Annotated in this window: 8 protein-coding genes; 2 read left to right on the top strand and 6 right to left on the bottom strand. The window is 66.6% G+C overall.

Annotated features, from left to right (window positions below; all coding sequences use genetic code 11):
* Positions 1-42: 42 nt before the first annotated feature.
* Positions 43-663 (bottom strand): glutathione peroxidase, encoded by a 621-nt coding sequence (locus tag RIE32_11210; protein ID MEQ9096819.1) that lies wholly within the window; start codon positions 661-663, stop codon positions 43-45.
* A gap of 72 nt (positions 664-735) precedes the next feature.
* Between RIE32_11210 and RIE32_11205 the strand changes: the two genes are divergently transcribed.
* Entirely contained in the window at positions 736-1,602 is an 867-nt protein-coding gene (locus RIE32_11205; GenBank protein ID MEQ9096818.1) for a 6-carboxytetrahydropterin synthase, read from the top strand.
* Here the strand turns inward: RIE32_11205 and RIE32_11200 are convergent.
* Both RIE32_11200 and carB read right to left on the bottom strand, forming a co-directional pair.
* Positions 1,587-2,657, bottom strand: coding sequence for an AraC family transcriptional regulator (locus RIE32_11200; protein ID MEQ9096817.1), 1,071 nt, complete (start codon positions 2,655-2,657; stop codon positions 1,587-1,589). The genes RIE32_11205 and RIE32_11200 overlap by 16 nt on opposite strands.
* A gap of 393 nt (positions 2,658-3,050) precedes the next feature.
* On the bottom strand, positions 3,051-6,602 hold the full coding sequence (gene carB / locus RIE32_11195; protein MEQ9096816.1) for a carbamoyl-phosphate synthase large subunit: 3,552 nt from the start codon (positions 6,600-6,602) through the stop codon (positions 3,051-3,053).
* Between the two features lie 243 nt (positions 6,603-6,845).
* On the opposite strand from carB, the gene RIE32_11190 reads away from it, so the two are divergent.
* Positions 6,846-8,276 (top strand): hypothetical protein, encoded by a 1,431-nt coding sequence (locus RIE32_11190; protein MEQ9096815.1) that lies wholly within the window; start codon positions 6,846-6,848, stop codon positions 8,274-8,276.
* Between the two features lie 114 nt (positions 8,277-8,390).
* Here RIE32_11190 and rpoC read toward each other — a convergent pair whose 3' ends face one another.
* From rpoC to rplL, 3 genes are all read right to left on the bottom strand, one after another.
* Positions 8,391-12,785, bottom strand: a complete 4,395-nt coding sequence (rpoC, locus tag RIE32_11185; GenBank protein MEQ9096814.1) for a DNA-directed RNA polymerase subunit beta' — start codon at positions 12,783-12,785, stop codon at positions 8,391-8,393.
* A 77-nt stretch (positions 12,786-12,862) separates the two neighbouring features.
* Positions 12,863-16,684: a DNA-directed RNA polymerase subunit beta gene (gene rpoB / locus RIE32_11180; protein ID MEQ9096813.1), complete on the bottom strand. Its 3,822-nt coding sequence runs from the start codon at positions 16,682-16,684 to the stop codon at positions 12,863-12,865.
* A gap of 342 nt (positions 16,685-17,026) precedes the next feature.
* The gene (gene rplL / locus RIE32_11175) at positions 17,027-17,437 is read right to left on the bottom strand and encodes a 50S ribosomal protein L7/L12 (GenBank protein ID MEQ9096812.1); all 411 of its coding nucleotides are present in this window, start codon (positions 17,435-17,437) and stop codon (positions 17,027-17,029) included.
* Positions 17,438-17,519 lie beyond the last annotated feature (82 nt).

Raw genomic sequence — 17,519 nt, 5'->3', positions numbered from 1 at the left:
ACCCGAAGATCCGCGCCATCACAAGGCTAGTTCGGGCCTGTCTCAGCCCCGCAGCGCCGCGTCGATCGCCGACTGGACCTCCGCGCTCGTCGGGCTGGTGCGCGGGGCGAAGCGGGCGATGACGCGGCCGTCCTTTCCCACCAGGTACTTGGTGTAGTTCCAGTCCGGCTCGCCGCCCTGCTTGCTGAGCGTGGCGAACAGCGGGTGGGCGCTCTGGCCCTTCACGTCGACCTTGGCGGCCACGGGATACGTCGCGCCCTGGGCCTGGCAGAAGTCGGCGGCGCCTTCGGCATCCAGCGGCTCTTGATTGAAGCTCGCGCTGGGGAAGGCGATGACGGTGAAGCCCTTGGCCTTGTTCTTCTCGTAGAGCGTCTCGAGCTCGGCCACCTGCGGGCGCAGGCCGCACGCGCTGGCGACGTTGACCACCAGCACGACCTGGCCCTGGTAGTCGTCCATGCTGGCTTGCGTGCCGTCGGCCATCTGGAAGCTCGCGCCGCGAACGCTGGGCGCCGTGGAGTCGGTCTGGGTCATGCTGCTCTCCTGCTGGGTCGCGCTCGAATCAGTCGCGCTCGATCCATCGGCCTCGCCGTTGCCCGAGCAGGCCGAGAGGGCGGCGATCGCCAGCGAGCCGGCGGCCAGGGTGATGATGCTCTTCGTACGCATGGGGGAACCTCCGTCTGCAAGGATGGAACGAACGGGGCGGGCCGGGGAATGGTACTACCCTGACGGGCAAGCATGGCCCGGACCGCCGCCACAACCATCGAACTCACGCGCACCACGCGCTTCTGCGTGAACGATCCGTCGTTCGGGGATGTCGCCAGCCAGATCGCCGGCGACCCCAACGGCTTCAACGCCAAGCCCGCCATGCGCGGGCTGGGGCGGTACTACAGCGTCGACGTCACCGCCCGCGGCGAGCCGGACGCCACCACCGGCTACCTCATCGACATCAAGGGCATCGACCGGGCGGTGCGCGCGAGCGTCATCCCGATGATCGCCACCGCCTGTCACGAGGACCCCACGCGCGAGCCGGCGACGCTGCTGCCCGAGCTGCTCGACGCCCTGCGCGAGGCCCTGCCCGTCGAGCTGGCGAGCCTGCGCTGGAACCTGACCCCCGTCACGAGCATCACCATGACGACCGACACACGAACATCTCCGACCCCCACGACCGTCATCCTCCGCACGCGCGTGGACTTCGCCGCCGCCCATCGGCTGCACGTGGCGAGCCTCAGCGACGAGGAGAACCAGCGCCTCTTCGGCAAGTGCAACAACCCCAGCGGCCACGGGCACAACTACCAGGTCGAGCCGGCCGTCGAAGCGCCCATTCCCGACACCTACGAGGGCGGGGGCGCGATGCCCTTTACGATGCACGACCTCGAACGGCTGACCGACGAGGCCATCGTGCAGGCCTTCGACCACACCAACCTGAACACCGACCCGCCCGACTTCAGCCAGGCGGGCGTCAACCCCAGCGTCGAGCACATCGCCCGCGTGTGCTATGAACGATTGAGCAAGGCCATCGACGCCACGGGCTCGGGGGCGCGCCTGCGCGAGATCACCGTGTGGGAGACCGACCGCACGCGCTGCACCTATCCGGCGTCATGAAGCCCGGAATCGGGGAGCCCGGAATCATGAAGTTCAGAGTCATCAAGCCCGGAATCATGAACATCGCGTGAGGCCGGGCGCAGCGGCTCGCGGCGCTCGCCGCCCGTGGCAGCACACGAGGATCGGGCGGGCCTCCGGGCCGGGGCGGGCGAAGTGATCTTGCGACGCCAGGCCGAGGGGCTCTCACCCAGCAGGCAGCCGAAGGTCTGCGTGAAGTGGCTGTGGCTGGAAAAGCCCGTGCTGGCGGCGACCTGGTTGAGCGGCATGCCCTGGGCAATGAAGTCCAGCGCGGCGGCGATGCGCAGGGCCGTGAGGTACTTGTGCACGGTCTGGCCCGTCCAGTGGCGGAACGTCCGAGCGAGGTGGAAGGGCGAGACCTCGAGTTCGTCCGACAGCTCGTCGAGCGTCAGGCGCTCGGCGTAGCGCTGGGCCAGCACGGCCTTGGCGTTCTCGGCCAGGTCGCGGTGGGCCCGGCGCGTGGGCTCGGTGGTGGCCGCCGATCGCCGGCGGCGCAGGCCCGCGCCGCCCACGCCGGGTTCGAGCGCGCGGCGGAAGACGTCCAGCACCGCCTCGCCCAGGCCCAGCGGGTCGGACTGGGCGGCCGCCAGGTCCAGGCTCAGGCGCCGCTGGTCGCGATAGAGCTCGGGCGGGCACGTCGCGTGCGTGAAGGGCGCGAGCGACTCGGGCGCGTCGGCCTTGAGCCCCAGGCTGCGGGCGATCTCCATCGCCAGGTGCGGCGCGACGCTGAACCACTCGCAGCGATCGCCGCGCTCGGTGAGCGCTTCGCGCGTATAGGGGCGCATGGCGTTGTAGACCATCGTCGTGTTGGGGTCGGCGACGACCGGCTCGGCGCCCTCTTGCGTGATGATGACCGGATCGCGCGCGAAGACGACCGTGGGCCAGAAGATCGGGCCGGTGTTGGCGAAGTTGGGCGCATCGATCGACAGGCGGAAGCGCCCATGCAGCCAGTCGCGGTCGGCCACGACCAGCTCGTTGGGGCCCTGCCCCGGCCTGCCGCGCAGGCGATGGAACCGCGACGCGCCTCGCTCACTCATCCGCATACAAAGAGTCCTTTCCCCCGGCGTGCCGTCCGGTCGTGGCCCTGGGTAAGCAGCTATCCAACAGGTCGGAGCGGTCGGCGTCCCCGGCTGGGGGCGAACTCGCAGGGCCCGGTCGGGCCCGGTGTGCTCCGGCGGTCGTGCGTTCCAACGCCTCAAGGTCGTTGGGAATCGACCGTGCCGCGTTTTGTACCAGTGGACGACCGGCCGGTTGCAACCCGTCGCCGCCGAGCGAGCGGCGGGCGGATCGAGCAAGAATCTGGGAACGCGCATCCGGCTCCGGGCACCCGGGGGCACGCTGGAGGCGGCAGCCGCCGCGTTCTCGGCCCCGTGCGGACGCACCGGGCCCAACGAAAAGCGGGCGGAAGACCGACCGGAGATGGTCGGAAGTCAGCGGGCGGCGACGGGCTGGCGGTTGGCCTCGATGCTGCGGGCGGCCTGGGCGTATTCCTGGAGCGGCCGGACCGACCAGTCGCCGGCGCGCAGGGCGGCGATGGCGTCGACCGCCGCGCGCGCGGCCGTGGCGGTGGTGATCATCGGGATCGACAGGCGCACGGCGGTGGAGCGGATGCGGCCCTCGTCGGTCTCGCTGCCGCTGGCGGTGGGCGTGTTGATGACCAGCTGGATGTCGCCGCTGGTCATCATGTCGATGACGTTGGGGCGTGCGCCCGTGGCGATCTTCTGGACCAGGTTCGTGCGCACGCTGTAGCGCGCCAGGAACTCGGCGGTGCCGCCGGTGCTGTAGATCACGAAGCCCATGGCCGCCAGCCCGCGCACGACGGGGAGGATGCCCTGCTTGTCGGCGTCGCGCACGGAGACGAACACGGCGCCGGCGGTGGGCAGCGTGTTGCCCGCGGCCATCGCGGCCTTGGCCAGCGCCAGCGGGGGCGAGGCGTCCATGCCCATGACCTCGCCCGTGCTGCGCATCTCCGGGCCCAGCACGAAGTCGACGCGCGGGAACTTCTGGTGGGGGAACACGGGCGCCTTGACGGCGAACGCGCCGGGGTCGACCACCTCCTGCACGCCCAGTTCGTCGAGCGTGGCGCCCATCATGACGCGGGCGGCAAGGTTGGGCCAGGGCACGTGCGTGGCCTTGCTGACGTACGGGGCCGTCCGGCTGGCGCGGGGGTTGACCTCCAGCACGTAGACCACGTCGTCCTTGATCGCAAGCTGCACGTTCATCAGGCCGCAGACCTTCAGGGCCGAGGCGAGCTGCTGGGCGGCCTGGCGGACCTTGCCGATGGTGCGCGGCGAGAGCTCGTTGGGCGGCAGGAAGCACGTACTGTCGCCGCTGTGCACGCCCGCGTGCTCGATGTGCTCCATGATGCCGCAGATGACGGCGCGGCCGCCCTCGCGCTCGCCCGTGGGATCAAAATCGGCGATGACGTCCACGTCGACCTCGGTCGCGCCGTCGAGGAACTTGTCGATGAGGATCGGCGCGTCTTCGAGCCCGCCGTCGAGCCCTGCGCTGTGCACGGCGCTGTCGACGAAGCGGCGCAGGGCCGACTTGTCCTGGCAGATCTCCATGCCCCGCCCGCCCAGCACGTAGCTGGGCCGCACGAGCACGGGGTAGCCAAGCTCGGCGGCGATGGCCTCGGCCTGCTGGCGCGAGCGCGCGATGCCGCTGGCCGGGCGGGCCAGGCCGACCTCCTCGAGCAGGTGGTCGAACTGGTCGCGGTCCTCGGCCAGGTCGATCGAGTCGAGGCTGGTGCCGATGATGGGCGTGCCGGCCATGGCCAGGCCGTGGGCGAGGTTCAGCGGGGTCTGCCCGCCGTACTGGACGATCGCGCCGGTGAGCTGCCCGGCGGGGTTGATCGCTTCGGTGACGTTGAGCACGTCCTCGAGCGTCAGGGGCTCGAAGAACAGCAGATCGCTGGTGTCGTAGTCGGTGCTGACCGTCTCGGGGTTCGAGTTGATCATCACGCTCTCGATGCCCATCTCTCGCGCAGCGAAGGCGGCGTGGCAGCAGCAGTAGTCGAACTCGATGCCCTGGCCGATGCGGTTGGGCCCGCCGCCCAGGATGACGACCTTGGGCGCATCGGTGATGCGGATCTCGCTGTCGTAGGCCTGCGTGGCGTTGCCCTGCTCGTCATACACTGTGACCGGGCTCTCGTAGGTTGAGTAGTAATAGGGCGTGGCGGCCTCGAACTCGGCGGCGCAGGTATCGACCAGCTTGAACGCGGGCGTGATGCCCATGCCCTTGCGGCGTTCGCGCACGGCCAGGATGGTCCTGCTGCTGATCGTGTCGAGGTACACGTTGGCCAGCTGCGCATCGCTGTAGCCCAGTCGCTTGGCCTCGCGGAGGATGCTCTCGGGCACGTCCTCGAGCTTCTCGTAGGCCAGCAGCGTGTCCTCGAAGGCCACCAGCTCGGCGATCTGCCCCAGGAAGAACGGGTCGATGCGCGTCAGCTGGTAGATCTGGTCGATCGACCAGCCCATCTTCAGCGCGTATCGCACGTAGTACAGCCGGCCCTGGCTGGGCACGGCCAGCTTTCGGGTGAGCTTCGTGTCGTCGATGGGCCATTCGATGGGCTGCCCATCGGCGGTGCGCAGGCCCGTGGCGCTGGCGATGTGCGACGCGTCGCCCGGCACGGCAAAATCCAGCACGAGCTGCTCGCGCTCGATGGCCCGCGTGGCCGTCAACCACTTGTCGTTGCGATCGAGCCCCAAGCCAAACCGCTTGACCTCCATCGAGCGGATGGCCTTCTGGAGGCTTTCTTTGAAGGTTCGGCCGATGGCCATGGCCTCGCCCACGCTCTTCATCTGCGTGGTGAGCGTTTCGTCGGCCTCGGGGAACTTCTCGAACGTCCACCGCGGCATCTTGGTGACCACGTAGTCGATGCTGGGCTCGAAGCAGGCGCTGGTGGTCGCGGTGATGTCGTTGCGCAGCTCGTCGAGCGTGTAGCCCAGAGCCAGGCGGGCGGCGATCTTGGCGATCGGGAAGCCCGTGGCCTTGCTGGCCAGCGCGCTGGAGCGCGACACGCGCGGGTTCATCTCGACCACCACGAACTCGAACGCTTCGGTGCCGTCCTCGTTCGGCGTGGGGTTCGGATTGACGGCGAACTGCACGTTGCTGCCGCCGGTCTCGACGCCCACCGCCCGCACGACCGCGAAGGCCGCGTCGCGGAGCACCTGGTACTCCTTGTCGGTCAACGTCAGCACGGGGGCGACGGTGATCGAGTCGCCCGTGTGGACGCCCATGGCATCGATGTTCTCGATGCCGCAGACGATGACGCAGTTGTCCTTCTTGTCGCGGACAACCTCGAGCTCGTACTCCTTCCAGCCCAGCAGGCTCTTGTCGATCTGCACCTGGCCGATCATGCTGGCGCTCAGGCCGCGGGCCACCTGCTGGCGGAACTCGTCGGTGTTGTATGCCACGCCACCACCCCAGCCGCCCAGCGTGAAGGCGGGCCGAACGATCGATGGCAGGCCCAGTTCCTCGAGGGCTTCCATCGCCTCGTCGAGCGAAGTGACGGTGCGGGAGGGCGCCAGCGGCAGGCCCTCGGCCTCGCACACCTTGCGGAAGGCCTCGCGATCCTCGGCCCGGTGGATGACCTGGCGGTCGGCGCCGATCATCTCGATCCCGAATTCGTCCAGCGTGCCGTTGTCGAACAGGGCGCAGGCGCAGTTCAGGGCGGTCTGGCCGCCCAGGGTGGGCAGGATGGCGTCGATGCCCTGGCCGCCGGCGGCCTGATCGCATTCTTTCTGGATGATCTTGCGGACGCTCTCGGGCGTGATGGGCTCGATGTAGGTGCGATCCGACATGCTCGGATCGGTCATGATGGTGGCGGGGTTGGAGTTCACCAGCACCACCCGGCAGCCCTCTGCCCTGAGGGCCTTGCACGCCTGGGCGCCCGAATAGTCGAATTCGCATCCCTGGCCGATGACGATCGGGCCCGAGCCGAGGACGAGGATGGTGCGGATATCGTCGCGTTTGGGCATCCCGAGGCCACCTCCGGGGGTCATCCAGACCGATGAACGCTCGCCGTGAGCAGGGTGTGGGCCCCGAAATCGGGCCCCGGGAAGCATCGTATGGCGGCAGACTTTGCGCGTCCCCACAAATTCACGCTCGATCTGCGATGAAGCTCAACCGCGGCCGGAGAGCGGTCGATAACACCCTTGGTCGGCATCGGAGCGCTGGCCGCAAGCAACAGCGCGCCCCGGGCGCCCAGAGGAGAACCCACCATGCGTCGATGCGCGACCGCTGGCCTGCTGGCCGCTGCTGGCCTTGCCTGCCTGTCCCCCACCGCCCGGGGCGATGACCTGTTCCGCGTGATGGTCGTGGCCGACGACCCCATGGTCGGAACCCTGTCGGTGGGCGGCTCTTCGGTGCCCGATCTCGTCGAGGACCTGCTGGACACGCAGAACGACTTTGCCATCTTCGACGGCGAGGCCTTCGCGGCGTCGCTGCGATACGCGGGCGTCGACGATGCCATCAGCTTCACCCTCAGCGACGACGGCGACCGCGCCACGCTCCAGTTCCTGGGCCGCGAGGGCGACCCGCTGGTCTTCATGACCGACGCGACGGGCGACGTGGAAGACCAGATCGTCGATTTCCTGGAGAAGGAAGGCTCGGCCACCGTCGCCGACTTCCTGAAAGAGATCAACCAGCGGTCGCTGGTCGCCGTCACCGACGGCAACCCCCAGTCCACCACCGCGCGCATGGCCTCGTACAAGTACGACCGCTTCGGCAAGCACCAGGACCTGACACGCCTGGAACGCCGGATCATGCGGGGGGAAATCGTCCAGCCCGCGGCCGCCTCACCCGGCGTATTCCGCACCACACGACAGGAACAAACAGGGGACATGCAAGCCGTGGGCGATGCCAGCGGCTTCGGCCAGGACGGCTCTCGGGATCCGGCGAGTGACCCCATGCAGATGGAGAGTGCACCGGTGGGTTCGGCGAGCATGCAGTGGTTCCAACCGGGCTCTGACCGTGGGCTACGCATTCGCTTTGACGCCCAGGCGGGCATCTCGGACGCCGACGGGCTGGAAACCACCTTCGTGAATCTCGCGGGCAGCCTGGAGTATCGAGTGAATCGGTTCTGGGGCGTTGCCGCGTCATTCCCCATCAGCTACTACGACGTTGAGGGTGCCGACGTCTTCACCGCCGGCGCCCACCTGGACGTGCCCATCCGGCTCATCCAGCAAGAAGACGGCAAGGGCTTCACGTTCCAGATCGCACCGGGCGCCCTCATCGCCGGCTCGGGCAGCTACGAGATGGTCTCGGGAGGGTTGTTCTGGGGCGTGGGCGGCACAGCGCTGGCCAGTTACGAAGTCGGCGACTGGCTCTTCAGCGGCGCCGCCAGCTACACGCACTTCGACTCGATCTCCCTGGAACTCAGCGAGTTTGAGTTCGACCCCGCCCTGACCCAGGACTATGTCCGCGTAGGCGGCAAGGCCTCGTACCACATCGGCGACAACGCCTATGTCTTCGCTGGCGGGAGCTATTCGGACTTCCTCGACGACGCCGCAGTGGACAACTACTACAGCCCCACCGCCGGCTTCGGCTTCCGCACGGGCGGGGGCTTCAACGTCCGCCTGGCGTACGAGGGCGACTTCGGCGACGACTACGAAGCCCACAAGGTTCAGCTCGGCGTGCAGCTGCCGTTCTGATTCAAGTTCAGATTCACAAACGAAACCGCCGGGCAGGAGCGAGCTCCCACCCGGCGTTTTTTCTCTCAATCCATCCCTGGGGTTCACCAGGGTTTGACCCCCACGTTCAACGAATCACTGGGCGTGGTCGGCGCTCTCGCCCATGACGAAGTCCTTGACCTCGACCTGGGGCATGACGCTGGACGAGTCGCCGTCCTCGAGCAGGTGCTCCGAGCCGTTGCCGTCCTCGAGCCCATCGGCCGACATCGGCGCGAGCTGCACGAGCGGCTTGACGCGGATGTCCTGATAGCCGCGGAAGCCCGTGCCGGCGGGGATGAGGTGGCCCAGCAGCACGTTCTCCTTGAGGCCGATGAGGTGATCCGACGCGCCCTTGAGGGCGGCCTCGGTGAGCACCTTGGTGGTCTCCTGGAACGATGCACCCGAGAGGAAGCTCTCGCTTTGGAGGCTGGCCTTGGTGATGCCCAGCAGCAACGTGCGACCAACGGCGGGCTTGGGCTTTTTGGCCTTGGCGCCTTCCTTGCCCTCGGCCTCGGCCCGTGCGTTGGCTTCCTTGATCTCGTCGCGGGTGTACATCTGGCCCACGCGGAGATCGGTGTCGCCGGCCTCCACGATGCGGCCCATGCTGAGGATCTCGCGGTTCTTCTGGCTGAACACGTAGCGATCGACCACTTCCTGCGGCAGCAGGTCGGTGTCGCCGGCGTTCTGCACCTGCACCTTGCGCATCATCTGGCTGAGGATCAGCTCGATGTGCTTGTCATTGATCTTCACGCCCTGGGCCCGATAGACGTTCTGCACCTCTTCGAGCATATAAAGCCAGACGGCCTCTTCGCCCTTGATTCGCAGGATGTCCTTGGGATCCAGCGGACCCTCGGTGAGCTGATCGCCCGCGCTGACGAAGTCGCCCGTGTGCACACGCAGCTGCTTGTCGCGCGGCACGTGGTGGTCCTTCTCGATGCCCGAATCGGACACCACGCGGATGGTGATCTTGCCCTTGCGCTTGTCGCTGTAGATCTCGATCTTGCCCGAGATCTCGGCCATGACGGCGGGGTCCTTGGGCTTGCGGGCCTCGAAGATCTCCGTCACGCGGGGCAGACCACCGACGATGTCCTGGCTGCGCTCGGCCTGCCGCGGCTGGCGGGCGATCATCTGGCCGGCCTTGATCTCCTGGCCGTCCTGCACCTCGATACGCGCCTTGGCGGGAAGGTAGTGGAAGTCGAGGATCTGGCCGCTTTCGTCCACCACGTTGATCTGCGGCGAACGCGTGCCCTTGTGCTCGATGACCACGAAGGCCTTCTTGCCCTGGCCGGCGTCGTCTTCACGCACGGTCTGGCCGACCTCGATGTCGACGAACTGGATCTTGCCGCCCTTCTCGGCGAGGATGGGCGTGCGGTGCGGGTCCCACTTGACCAGCACGGCGCCCTTCTTGACGGTCTCGCCGGGCTTGACGTAGATCAGGGCGCCATAGGGCATCTTGCTCTTGTCGAGCTCGCGGCCCTTGTCGTCGAGGATGGCGACCTCGCCGTTTCGCTTCAGCGAGATGAGCACCTCGGCGCCGTCTTCGTCCTCGCCCTGCACCTCGGCGCAGTCGCGGAGCTCGATCGTACCGGCAAACGTGGCGCGGAACTCGCTCTCGGCGACGTCACGCGTACCGATGCCACCGGTGTGGAACGTACGCATGGTGAGCTGCGTGCCGGGCTCGCCGATCGACTGGGCGGCGATGATGCCCACCGCCATGCCCTCTTCGACGATCTTGCCGATGGACATGTCCATGCCGTAGTCAAGCACCGAGCAGCCGGTGCGGCTCTCGCTGGTGAGCGGACTGCGGACGAAGACCTCGCCGATGCCGATCTCGTCGATGCGGGCGGCGGCCTCTTCGGAAATCATCTCGTTGGCGCCGACGATCTGCTCGTCGGTCACCGGGTCGACGATCGAGTGCAGGCTGACACGGCCGACGACCTGCTCGCTGAGCGGCACGTCGACCTGCTCGCCCTTGTAGACGGCGCGCTTGGGGATGCCGCGGCGGCTGCCGCAGTCGACCTCGCCGATGATGACCGACTGGGCGACGTCGCAGAGCTTACGGGTCAGATAGCCCGAATCGGCGGTCTTCAGGGCGGTGTCGGCCAGGCCCTTACGAGCACCGTGCGTGGAGCTGAAGTACTCCAGCACGCTCAGGCCCTCGCGGAAGTTGGCGCGAATTGGCGTCTCGATGATCTCGCCGCTGGGCTTGGCCATTAGGCCTCGCATGCCGGCGAGCTGCATCATCTGGCTCACGTTACCGCGTGCGCCCGAGTCGCTCATGAGGTACACGGGGTTGAGGTAGGGCGCCGCGCTCTTGTCGTCGATGGGCGCTTCCTGACCATCGGGCAGACGGCGATCGTTCTTGAGCGTCTCGATCAGGCTCTTGGTCACCTTCTCGCGGCAGCCGGCCCAGATGTCCAGCAGCTGGTTGTACCGCTCGCGTTCGGTGATGATGCCTCGGTCGTAGTTCTTCTCGACGCGGTCAACCTTCTTCTGCGCTTCGGCCAGCAGTTCCTGCTTGTCGGCGGGCACGCGCATGTCGGTCACGCCGAAGCTCAGGCCGGCGACGGTCGAACGCTTGAAGCCGATCTCCTTGAGACGATCGAGCAGGTCGATGGTCGCGGGCTTGCCCGAGACGGCGAACACGTCGTCGATGACGCGGGCGCAGCCCTTCTTGCCCAGCGAGCAGTTGTAGAACGCCATGCCCGGCTCGAGGATCTCGCTGAACAGGCAACGCCCGGCCGTGGTCACGATGCGGCGATTCTCGGGCAGCGGCTCGATGGCCCCGCCCTGGCTGTTGACCACCTGGTTGAACAGTTCCAGACGCACGACGATGCGGTCGTGCATCTTGATCTTGCCCTGCTCGAACGCCAGGATCGCCTCGGAGCGGTCCTTGAACGTCGGCAGATTCTTGGTGTCGGTGCCCGCATCGGGCGCCATCAGCGTCAGGTAGTAGACGCCCAGCACGATGTCCTGGCTGGGCGAGATGATCGGCTGGCCGTTGGCCGGGCTGAACACGTTGTGCGTGCTCAGCATCAGCACGTGCGCCTCGGCCTGGGCCTCGACGCTCAGGGGCAGGTGCACGGCCATCTGGTCGCCGTCGAAGTCGGCGTTGAAGCCGGTACATACGAGCGGGTGCACCTTGATGGCATTGCCTTCCACGAGCACGGGCTCGAAGGCTTGGATGCCCATTCGGTGGAGGGTCGGAGCACGGTTGAGCAGCACGGGGTGCTGGTCGATGACTTCCTCGAGGATGTCCCACACCTCAGGGTCGCGACGCTCGAGCATACGCTTGGCGCTCTTGATGGTGTCGGCCAGCCCATGCTCACGCAGCTTGCGGATGATGAACGGCTGGTAGAGCTCCAGTGCGATCTTCTTGGGCAGGCCGCACTGCCACAGCTTGAGTTCGGGACCCACGACGATCACCGAGCGCGCCGAGTAGTCGACGCGCTTACCCAGCAGGTTCTCGCGGAAGCGGCCCTGCTTGCCCTTGATCATGTCGGTCAGGGACTTGAGCGTGCGGTTGCTCGAACCGACCACCGGGCGGCGGCAGCGGGCGTTGTCGAACAGGTTGTCGACGGCCTGCTGGAGCATGCGCTTCTCGTTGCGGATGATGACCTCGGGCGCGTTCAGGTCCATCAGCTTCTTCAACCGGTTGTTGCGGTTGATGATGCGGCGGTAGAGGTCGTTCAGATCGCTCGTGGCGAAGTTGCCGCTCTCGAGCAGGACCAGCGGGCGCAGGTCCGGCGGGATCACGGGGATCACGTCCATCACCAGCCACGACGGATCGTTCTCGCTCTTGCGGATGTTCTCGACCAGCTTCAGCCGCTTGGCCAGGTCCTTGATCTTCTGCTTGCTGCGGGTTTCCTTCAGTTCCTGGCGGAGCTGGCCGGCAAGCTCGTCCAAGTCGAGGCGATCGATGAGTTCGCGGATGGCCTCGGCGCCCATCATGGCGCGGAAGGCGTTGCCGAACTCGAGCACTGCGGCGCGGTACTTATCCTCGGTGATGATCGTCTGGGCCTCGATCTTCGTGCCGTCCTCGAGTTGCAGCCCCGGCTCGGCCTCGATGATCACGTAGTCCTGGTAGTAGATCACGCGCTCGAGCTCGGTCGTCTTGAGCCCCAGCAGCGTGCCCAGGCGGCTGGGCATGCTCTTGAAGAACCAGATGTGGACGATCGGGCTGGCCAGGTTGATGTGGCCCATGCGCTTGCGGCGCACGCGGCTGTGGGTCACCTTCACGCCGCAGCGGTCGCAGATGATGCCCTTGTACTTCACGCCGCGGTACTTGCCGCAGGCGCACTCGTAGTCGCGCTCGGGCCCGAAGATGCGCTCGCAGAACAGCCCGTCCTTCTCGGGGCGGTACGTGCGGTAGTTGATCGTTTCGGGCTTCTTCACTTCGCCATAAGACCACGCCCGGATGTCGTTGGGCGAGGCCAGCGTCACCTTGACGGCGGAGAAGTCGTTGATGCGGTCGTACACGGTTTCGGCCATGTGTGCCTCCGGTGGTTACCGGTGAAAGTCGATCGGTTCGGGACGCAGCAGAGGGGGGAGGTGCCTGGATGAGCCCGTTACAACAGGCTGCCCAGCTCCGTCTGCCGCTTCTCCAGCGTGATGTTCATGCCAAGGCCCTTGAGCTCGTTGCAGAGCACGTCGAAGGCGATCGGCATGCCGGCCTCCAGCTTGTGCGTGCCCTTGACCATGCTCTCGTAGATCTTGGTGCGACCCTCGACGTCGTCGCTCTTGACAGTCAGCAGTTCCTGCAGGATGTAGCTGGCGCCGTAGGCCTCGAGAGCCCAGACCTCCATCTCGCCAAAGCGCTGGCCACCCGTGCGACTCTTGCCGCCCAGGGGCTGCTGGGTGATGAGCGAGTAGGGGCCGGTGGCTCGGGCGTGGATCTTGTCGTCCACCAGGTGGTGCAGCTTGAGCATGTACATGAAGCCCACCGACGTGCGCTGCTGGAAGGCCTCGCCCGTGCGGCCGTCGTAGAGCTGGATCTTGCCGCCGCGAGGCATGTGCGCCAGCAGTTCGCGATGGTGCGGGTGCTGGCCGGTCCTCTCGACCTCCTCGTTGCGTTCCTTGACGTAGTTGTTGGCCTCCTCGATGGCGTCGTGGATCTCCTGCTCGGTGGCGCCATCAAACACGGGCGTCACGGCTTGGAAGCCCAGCACCTGCGCCGCCCAGCCCAGGTGTAATTCGAGGATCTGGCCCACGTTCATGCGGCTGGGCACGCCCAGCGGGTTCAGCATGATGTCAACAGGCGTGCCGTCCTCCATAAACGGCATCTCTTCGATGGGCACCAGGCGGGCGATGACGCCCTTGTTGCCGTGGCGGCCGGCCATCTTGTCGCCCACGCTCAGGGGGCGCTTGCTGGCGATGTAGACCTTCACCATTTCGAGCACGCCCGCGGGCAATTCGTCGCCACGCTTCATGTGGGCCACGCGGCGCTGCTTTTCCTTCTCGATGGCCTCGATACGTGGCCAGTACTGCTTGTAGCTGATCTCGGCCTCTTCGCGGGCGTCCTTGCTGCCCTTGACCCAGCCCAGCTCGAAGGTCTTGATCTGCTCGATCACGACCTCGGGAATGTCGCTGGCGGCGACCTTCTGGCGGGTGTTGGGGTCGACCAGGTCGCTGCCCATCGCCTCGTTGATCGACGCGACCAGCTCCCGGAAGATCTCGATCGCCTTGGCGTCCATCTCCGCCTCGTACTCGGCGATCTGCTGCTTGAGCTGCCGCTTCTGCTCCTCGTTCATGTGCAGGCGACGGCTGAACTTCTTCGCGCCGATGACGATGCCGTCGATGCCGCTGGGCACCTCGAGCGAGTCATTCTTCACGTCTTCGCCCGCGCGGCCGAAGATGGCGTGCAGCAGCTTCTCTTCGGGCGTCAGCTCGGTCTTGCTCTTGGGGCTGACCTTGCCAACGAGGATGTCGCCCGGGCCCACGCGGGCGCCCACGCGGATCACGCCGTCGTCGTCGAGATTGCGCAGGGCCTTCTCGCTGACGTTGGGGATGTCGCGGGTGAACTCCTCGCGACCCAGCTTGGTGTCGCGGATCTCCACGTCGAAGCTGTCGATGTGGATCGACGTGAACACGTCGTCCTTCACGATGCGCTCGCTGATGACGATGGCGTCCTCGAAGTTGTACCCGTCAAACGTGTTGAACGCGACCAGCACGTTCTTGCCGATCGCAAGCTCGCCGTCCTTGATCGACGGGCCATCGGCGATGACGTCGCCGGCTTCGACCACGTCGCCCGGACGGACGACGGGCTTCTGGTTCAGGCACGTGCGCTCGTTCAGGCCGCGGAACTTCCGCAGCACGTACTCGTCGCTGTTGTCGATGATGATCCGCTCGGCATCGACGAACGTCACCACGCCGCCGACCTTGGCCTTGATGACCATGCCCGAATTGCGGCCCACCGACTGCTCCATGCCGGTCGCCACGCAGGGCGGATCGACCTTGATGAGCGGGACGGCCTGACGCTGCATGTTCGAGCCCATCAGCGCGCGGTTGGCGTCGTCATGCTCGAGGAACGGGATGAGCGCCGCCGAGATGCCGACGACCTGCTTGGGCGAGATATCGACGTACTGCACGCTCTCGGCGGGCACCTCTGCCAGTTCGCCAGACACGCGGGCGAGCACGGTGCCGCTCTGGAAGTTGCCCTTGGCATCCAGCGCATCGGCCGGGGCGAGCACGCCGCGCATCTCCTCATCGGCTCGCAGGTGTACGACCTCGCCGGTCGCCTTGCCGCCCTTGATCTGGCGGTAGGGCGTGCGCAGGAAGCCGTAGTCGTCAATCGACGAATAGATCGACATGCGGGCGATCAGGCCGATGTTGGTGCCTTCGGGCGTCTCGATCGGGCAGATTCGGCCGTAGTGGCTGATGTGCACGTCGCGCACCTCGAAGCCGGCGCGCTTGCGGTTCAGGCCGCCCGGGCCCAGGGCGCTCAGGCATCGCTCGTGCACCAGGGTGCTGAGCGGGTTGGTCTGGTCGACCACCTGGCTCAGCTCGCTGCGGCCAAAGAAGAAGTCGATGGCGCTGGAGATGCTCTTGGAGTTCACCAGGTCGGCAATCTTGGCCAGCTCGTCGGGGTCCTTGACGCTCATGCGCTCCTGCACGGTGCGCTTGAGCTTCAGGAAGCCCTTGCGGACCTCGTCGACGGCGAGTTCGTCCATCGTCCGCAGGCGGCGGTTGCCCAGGTGGTCGATGTCGTCCTCGTTGGCGACCGGCTGGCCGGTCTCCGGATCCAGGCGGTTGCTGCGCAGGTCCAGCAGGTACTGGATGATGCGGAGCAGGTCCTGGGCGCGGATGAAGTTGCTGTCGACCGAGTCCTCGAAGCCGAACTTGCGGTTGATGCGGAAGCGACCGACGCGGCCGATGCGGTAGCGGCTGTCGTCGAAGAACTTCTCGATGAACAGCTGCTTGGCCTTCTCGACCTGGGGCGGGTTGCCCGGGCGCAGCTTGGTGTAGAGCTTCAGCAGGGCCTGCTCGTGGGGCTCCTCGACGCTGAACTCCTCGGCGAATCGGCGCAGGTTCTCGGCGGCCACCGTGTTGAGGATCAGCGCGTCGCTGGGGTTCTGGATGACACGCGCGCTCTTGAGGGTGGAGCTCTGGATCTTCTCCAGGTTCTCGGCGCCGATCTGGAAGCCCGTGTCGACAAGGATCTCGCCGCTCTCGGTGTCGACGATGGGCGCGGCGGCCCAGTCTTCCTCGTGGAGCTGGTTGGTCTTGACCTCGTTGATCTCGTAGAAGAGGCTCAGCAGGTCTTCGGTCGAGGCGACCGTCTTGTCGAGGCAGCGCAGGAACGTCGTCGCCGCCATCTTGGGCGACTGGTCGATCCGCATCTCGAGCTGGTCCTTCTTGTTGACCGAGATCTCGATCCACGAGCCGCGCTCGGGCACGATGCGGGCGCTGTGCAGCGGGCGGTCGGTCTCCTCTTCGCTCTTGGAGAAGTCCACGCCCGGCGAGCGGTGCAGCTGGCTGACGATCACGCGTTCGGCGCCGTTCACGATGAACTCGCCGCCACCGATCATGATGGGGAACTCACCGAGGTAGATGTCCTCCTCGGGCATATCGGGCCGGCCCTCGCGCTCCAGGCGGACGCGAATCTTGAAGGGCAGGCCGTAGGTCAGCCGAAGCTCTTTGCACTCGTCGATGGTGTAGCGGGCCTCGTCCAGTTCGTACTGGCTGTACTGAAGGCGCATTGTCCCGTCGTAGCTCTCGATCGGGAAGACCTCCCGCAGGAGCGACTCGAGCCCGATCTCGGGGTCGCGCTCGTCGGGAGCCTTGTCGAGTTGGAGGAAGCGCTCGTAGGCCAACCGCTGGACGACCGTCAGATCGCTCACCGGAAGGGTGTCGCCACGCTTTGCATAACTGCGCACGTTCATCGCCGCCATCGGTCACCTCGCGATGGGAAGCGGACCCATGCCCACAGCCCGAGGCCTGTGGAGGGTCCATCTGGATCTACATCGTGCTGTTCGGATCGCCGCCAGCCCCGTCCTGTTTCATGACGCAATAGTCAGGATAGCGCTCACAATCCCTCTTGACAAGGGGCATGGTTTTCGCTAGCACGATGAGAATGAATGTTCAAGACGATCCCGGAGCCGCCCGACGCGGCTCCCGATCGCTCCTGCACCCGATGACAAGGCCGCGTGCGGGAATGCACGCGGCCTGTGCCAACGATAGTTGTGGAATACCCTGTTGCACCGGAACAACTGGCCGACGCGGTTGTTCGGCGATCAGGCCAGTTCGACCTCGCCGCCGGCTTCCTTGAGCTTCTCGGCCAGGGCCTCGGCGTCGTCCTTGCTGAGGCCTTCCTTGATCTTGGCCGGCAGGTTGTCGACCATGTCCTTGGCCTCCTTCAGGCCCAGGCCGGTGGCTTCGCGAACGACCTTGATGACCTGGATCTTCTTGCCGCCGTCGCCCTTGAGGACGACGTCGAACTCGGTCTTCTCCTCGGCGCCGCCGCCACCGCCACCCTCGGCGGGGCCGGCCATCATGACCGCGCCGCCGGCGGCGGGCTCGATGCCGTAGGTGTCCTTCAGGTAGTCCGCCAGGTCGACGGCTTCCTTGAGGGTCAGGCCGACGATCTCGTCGCCCATCTTGGTGATCTTCGCGTCAAACGTCTTGGTGCCGCCTTCGTCGCTCATGGTCGTGCTTCTTTCCGAGTGCTGTGTCGAATCCGTGCGCCTCCGAGTGGGGCCGAACCGTTCGGCGCTTTAACCCCGCTCC

It is taken from the genome of Phycisphaerales bacterium (assembly GCA_040221175.1).
In the GTDB taxonomy this organism is placed as follows: domain Bacteria; phylum Planctomycetota; class Phycisphaerae; order Phycisphaerales; family UBA1924; genus JAHCJI01.
This window is presented reverse-complemented; position numbering and strand designations above follow the sequence as displayed.

Coding starts and splice junctions, on each gene's coding strand:
- RIE32_11210 (MEQ9096819.1), bottom strand. CDS start 663: ATGCGTACGAAGAGCATCATCACCCTGGCCGCCGGCTCGCTGGCGATC.
- RIE32_11205 (MEQ9096818.1), top strand. CDS start 736: ATGGCCCGGACCGCCGCCACAACCATCGAACTCACGCGCACCACGCGC.
- RIE32_11200 (MEQ9096817.1), bottom strand. CDS start 2,657: ATGAGTGAGCGAGGCGCGTCGCGGTTCCATCGCCTGCGCGGCAGGCCG.
- carB (MEQ9096816.1), bottom strand. CDS start 6,602: ATGCCCAAACGCGACGATATCCGCACCATCCTCGTCCTCGGCTCGGGC.
- RIE32_11190 (MEQ9096815.1), top strand. CDS start 6,846: ATGCGTCGATGCGCGACCGCTGGCCTGCTGGCCGCTGCTGGCCTTGCC.
- rpoC (MEQ9096814.1), bottom strand. CDS start 12,785: ATGGCCGAAACCGTGTACGACCGCATCAACGACTTCTCCGCCGTCAAG.
- rpoB (MEQ9096813.1), bottom strand. CDS start 16,684: ATGGCGGCGATGAACGTGCGCAGTTATGCAAAGCGTGGCGACACCCTT.
- rplL (MEQ9096812.1), bottom strand. CDS start 17,437: ATGAGCGACGAAGGCGGCACCAAGACGTTTGACGCGAAGATCACCAAG.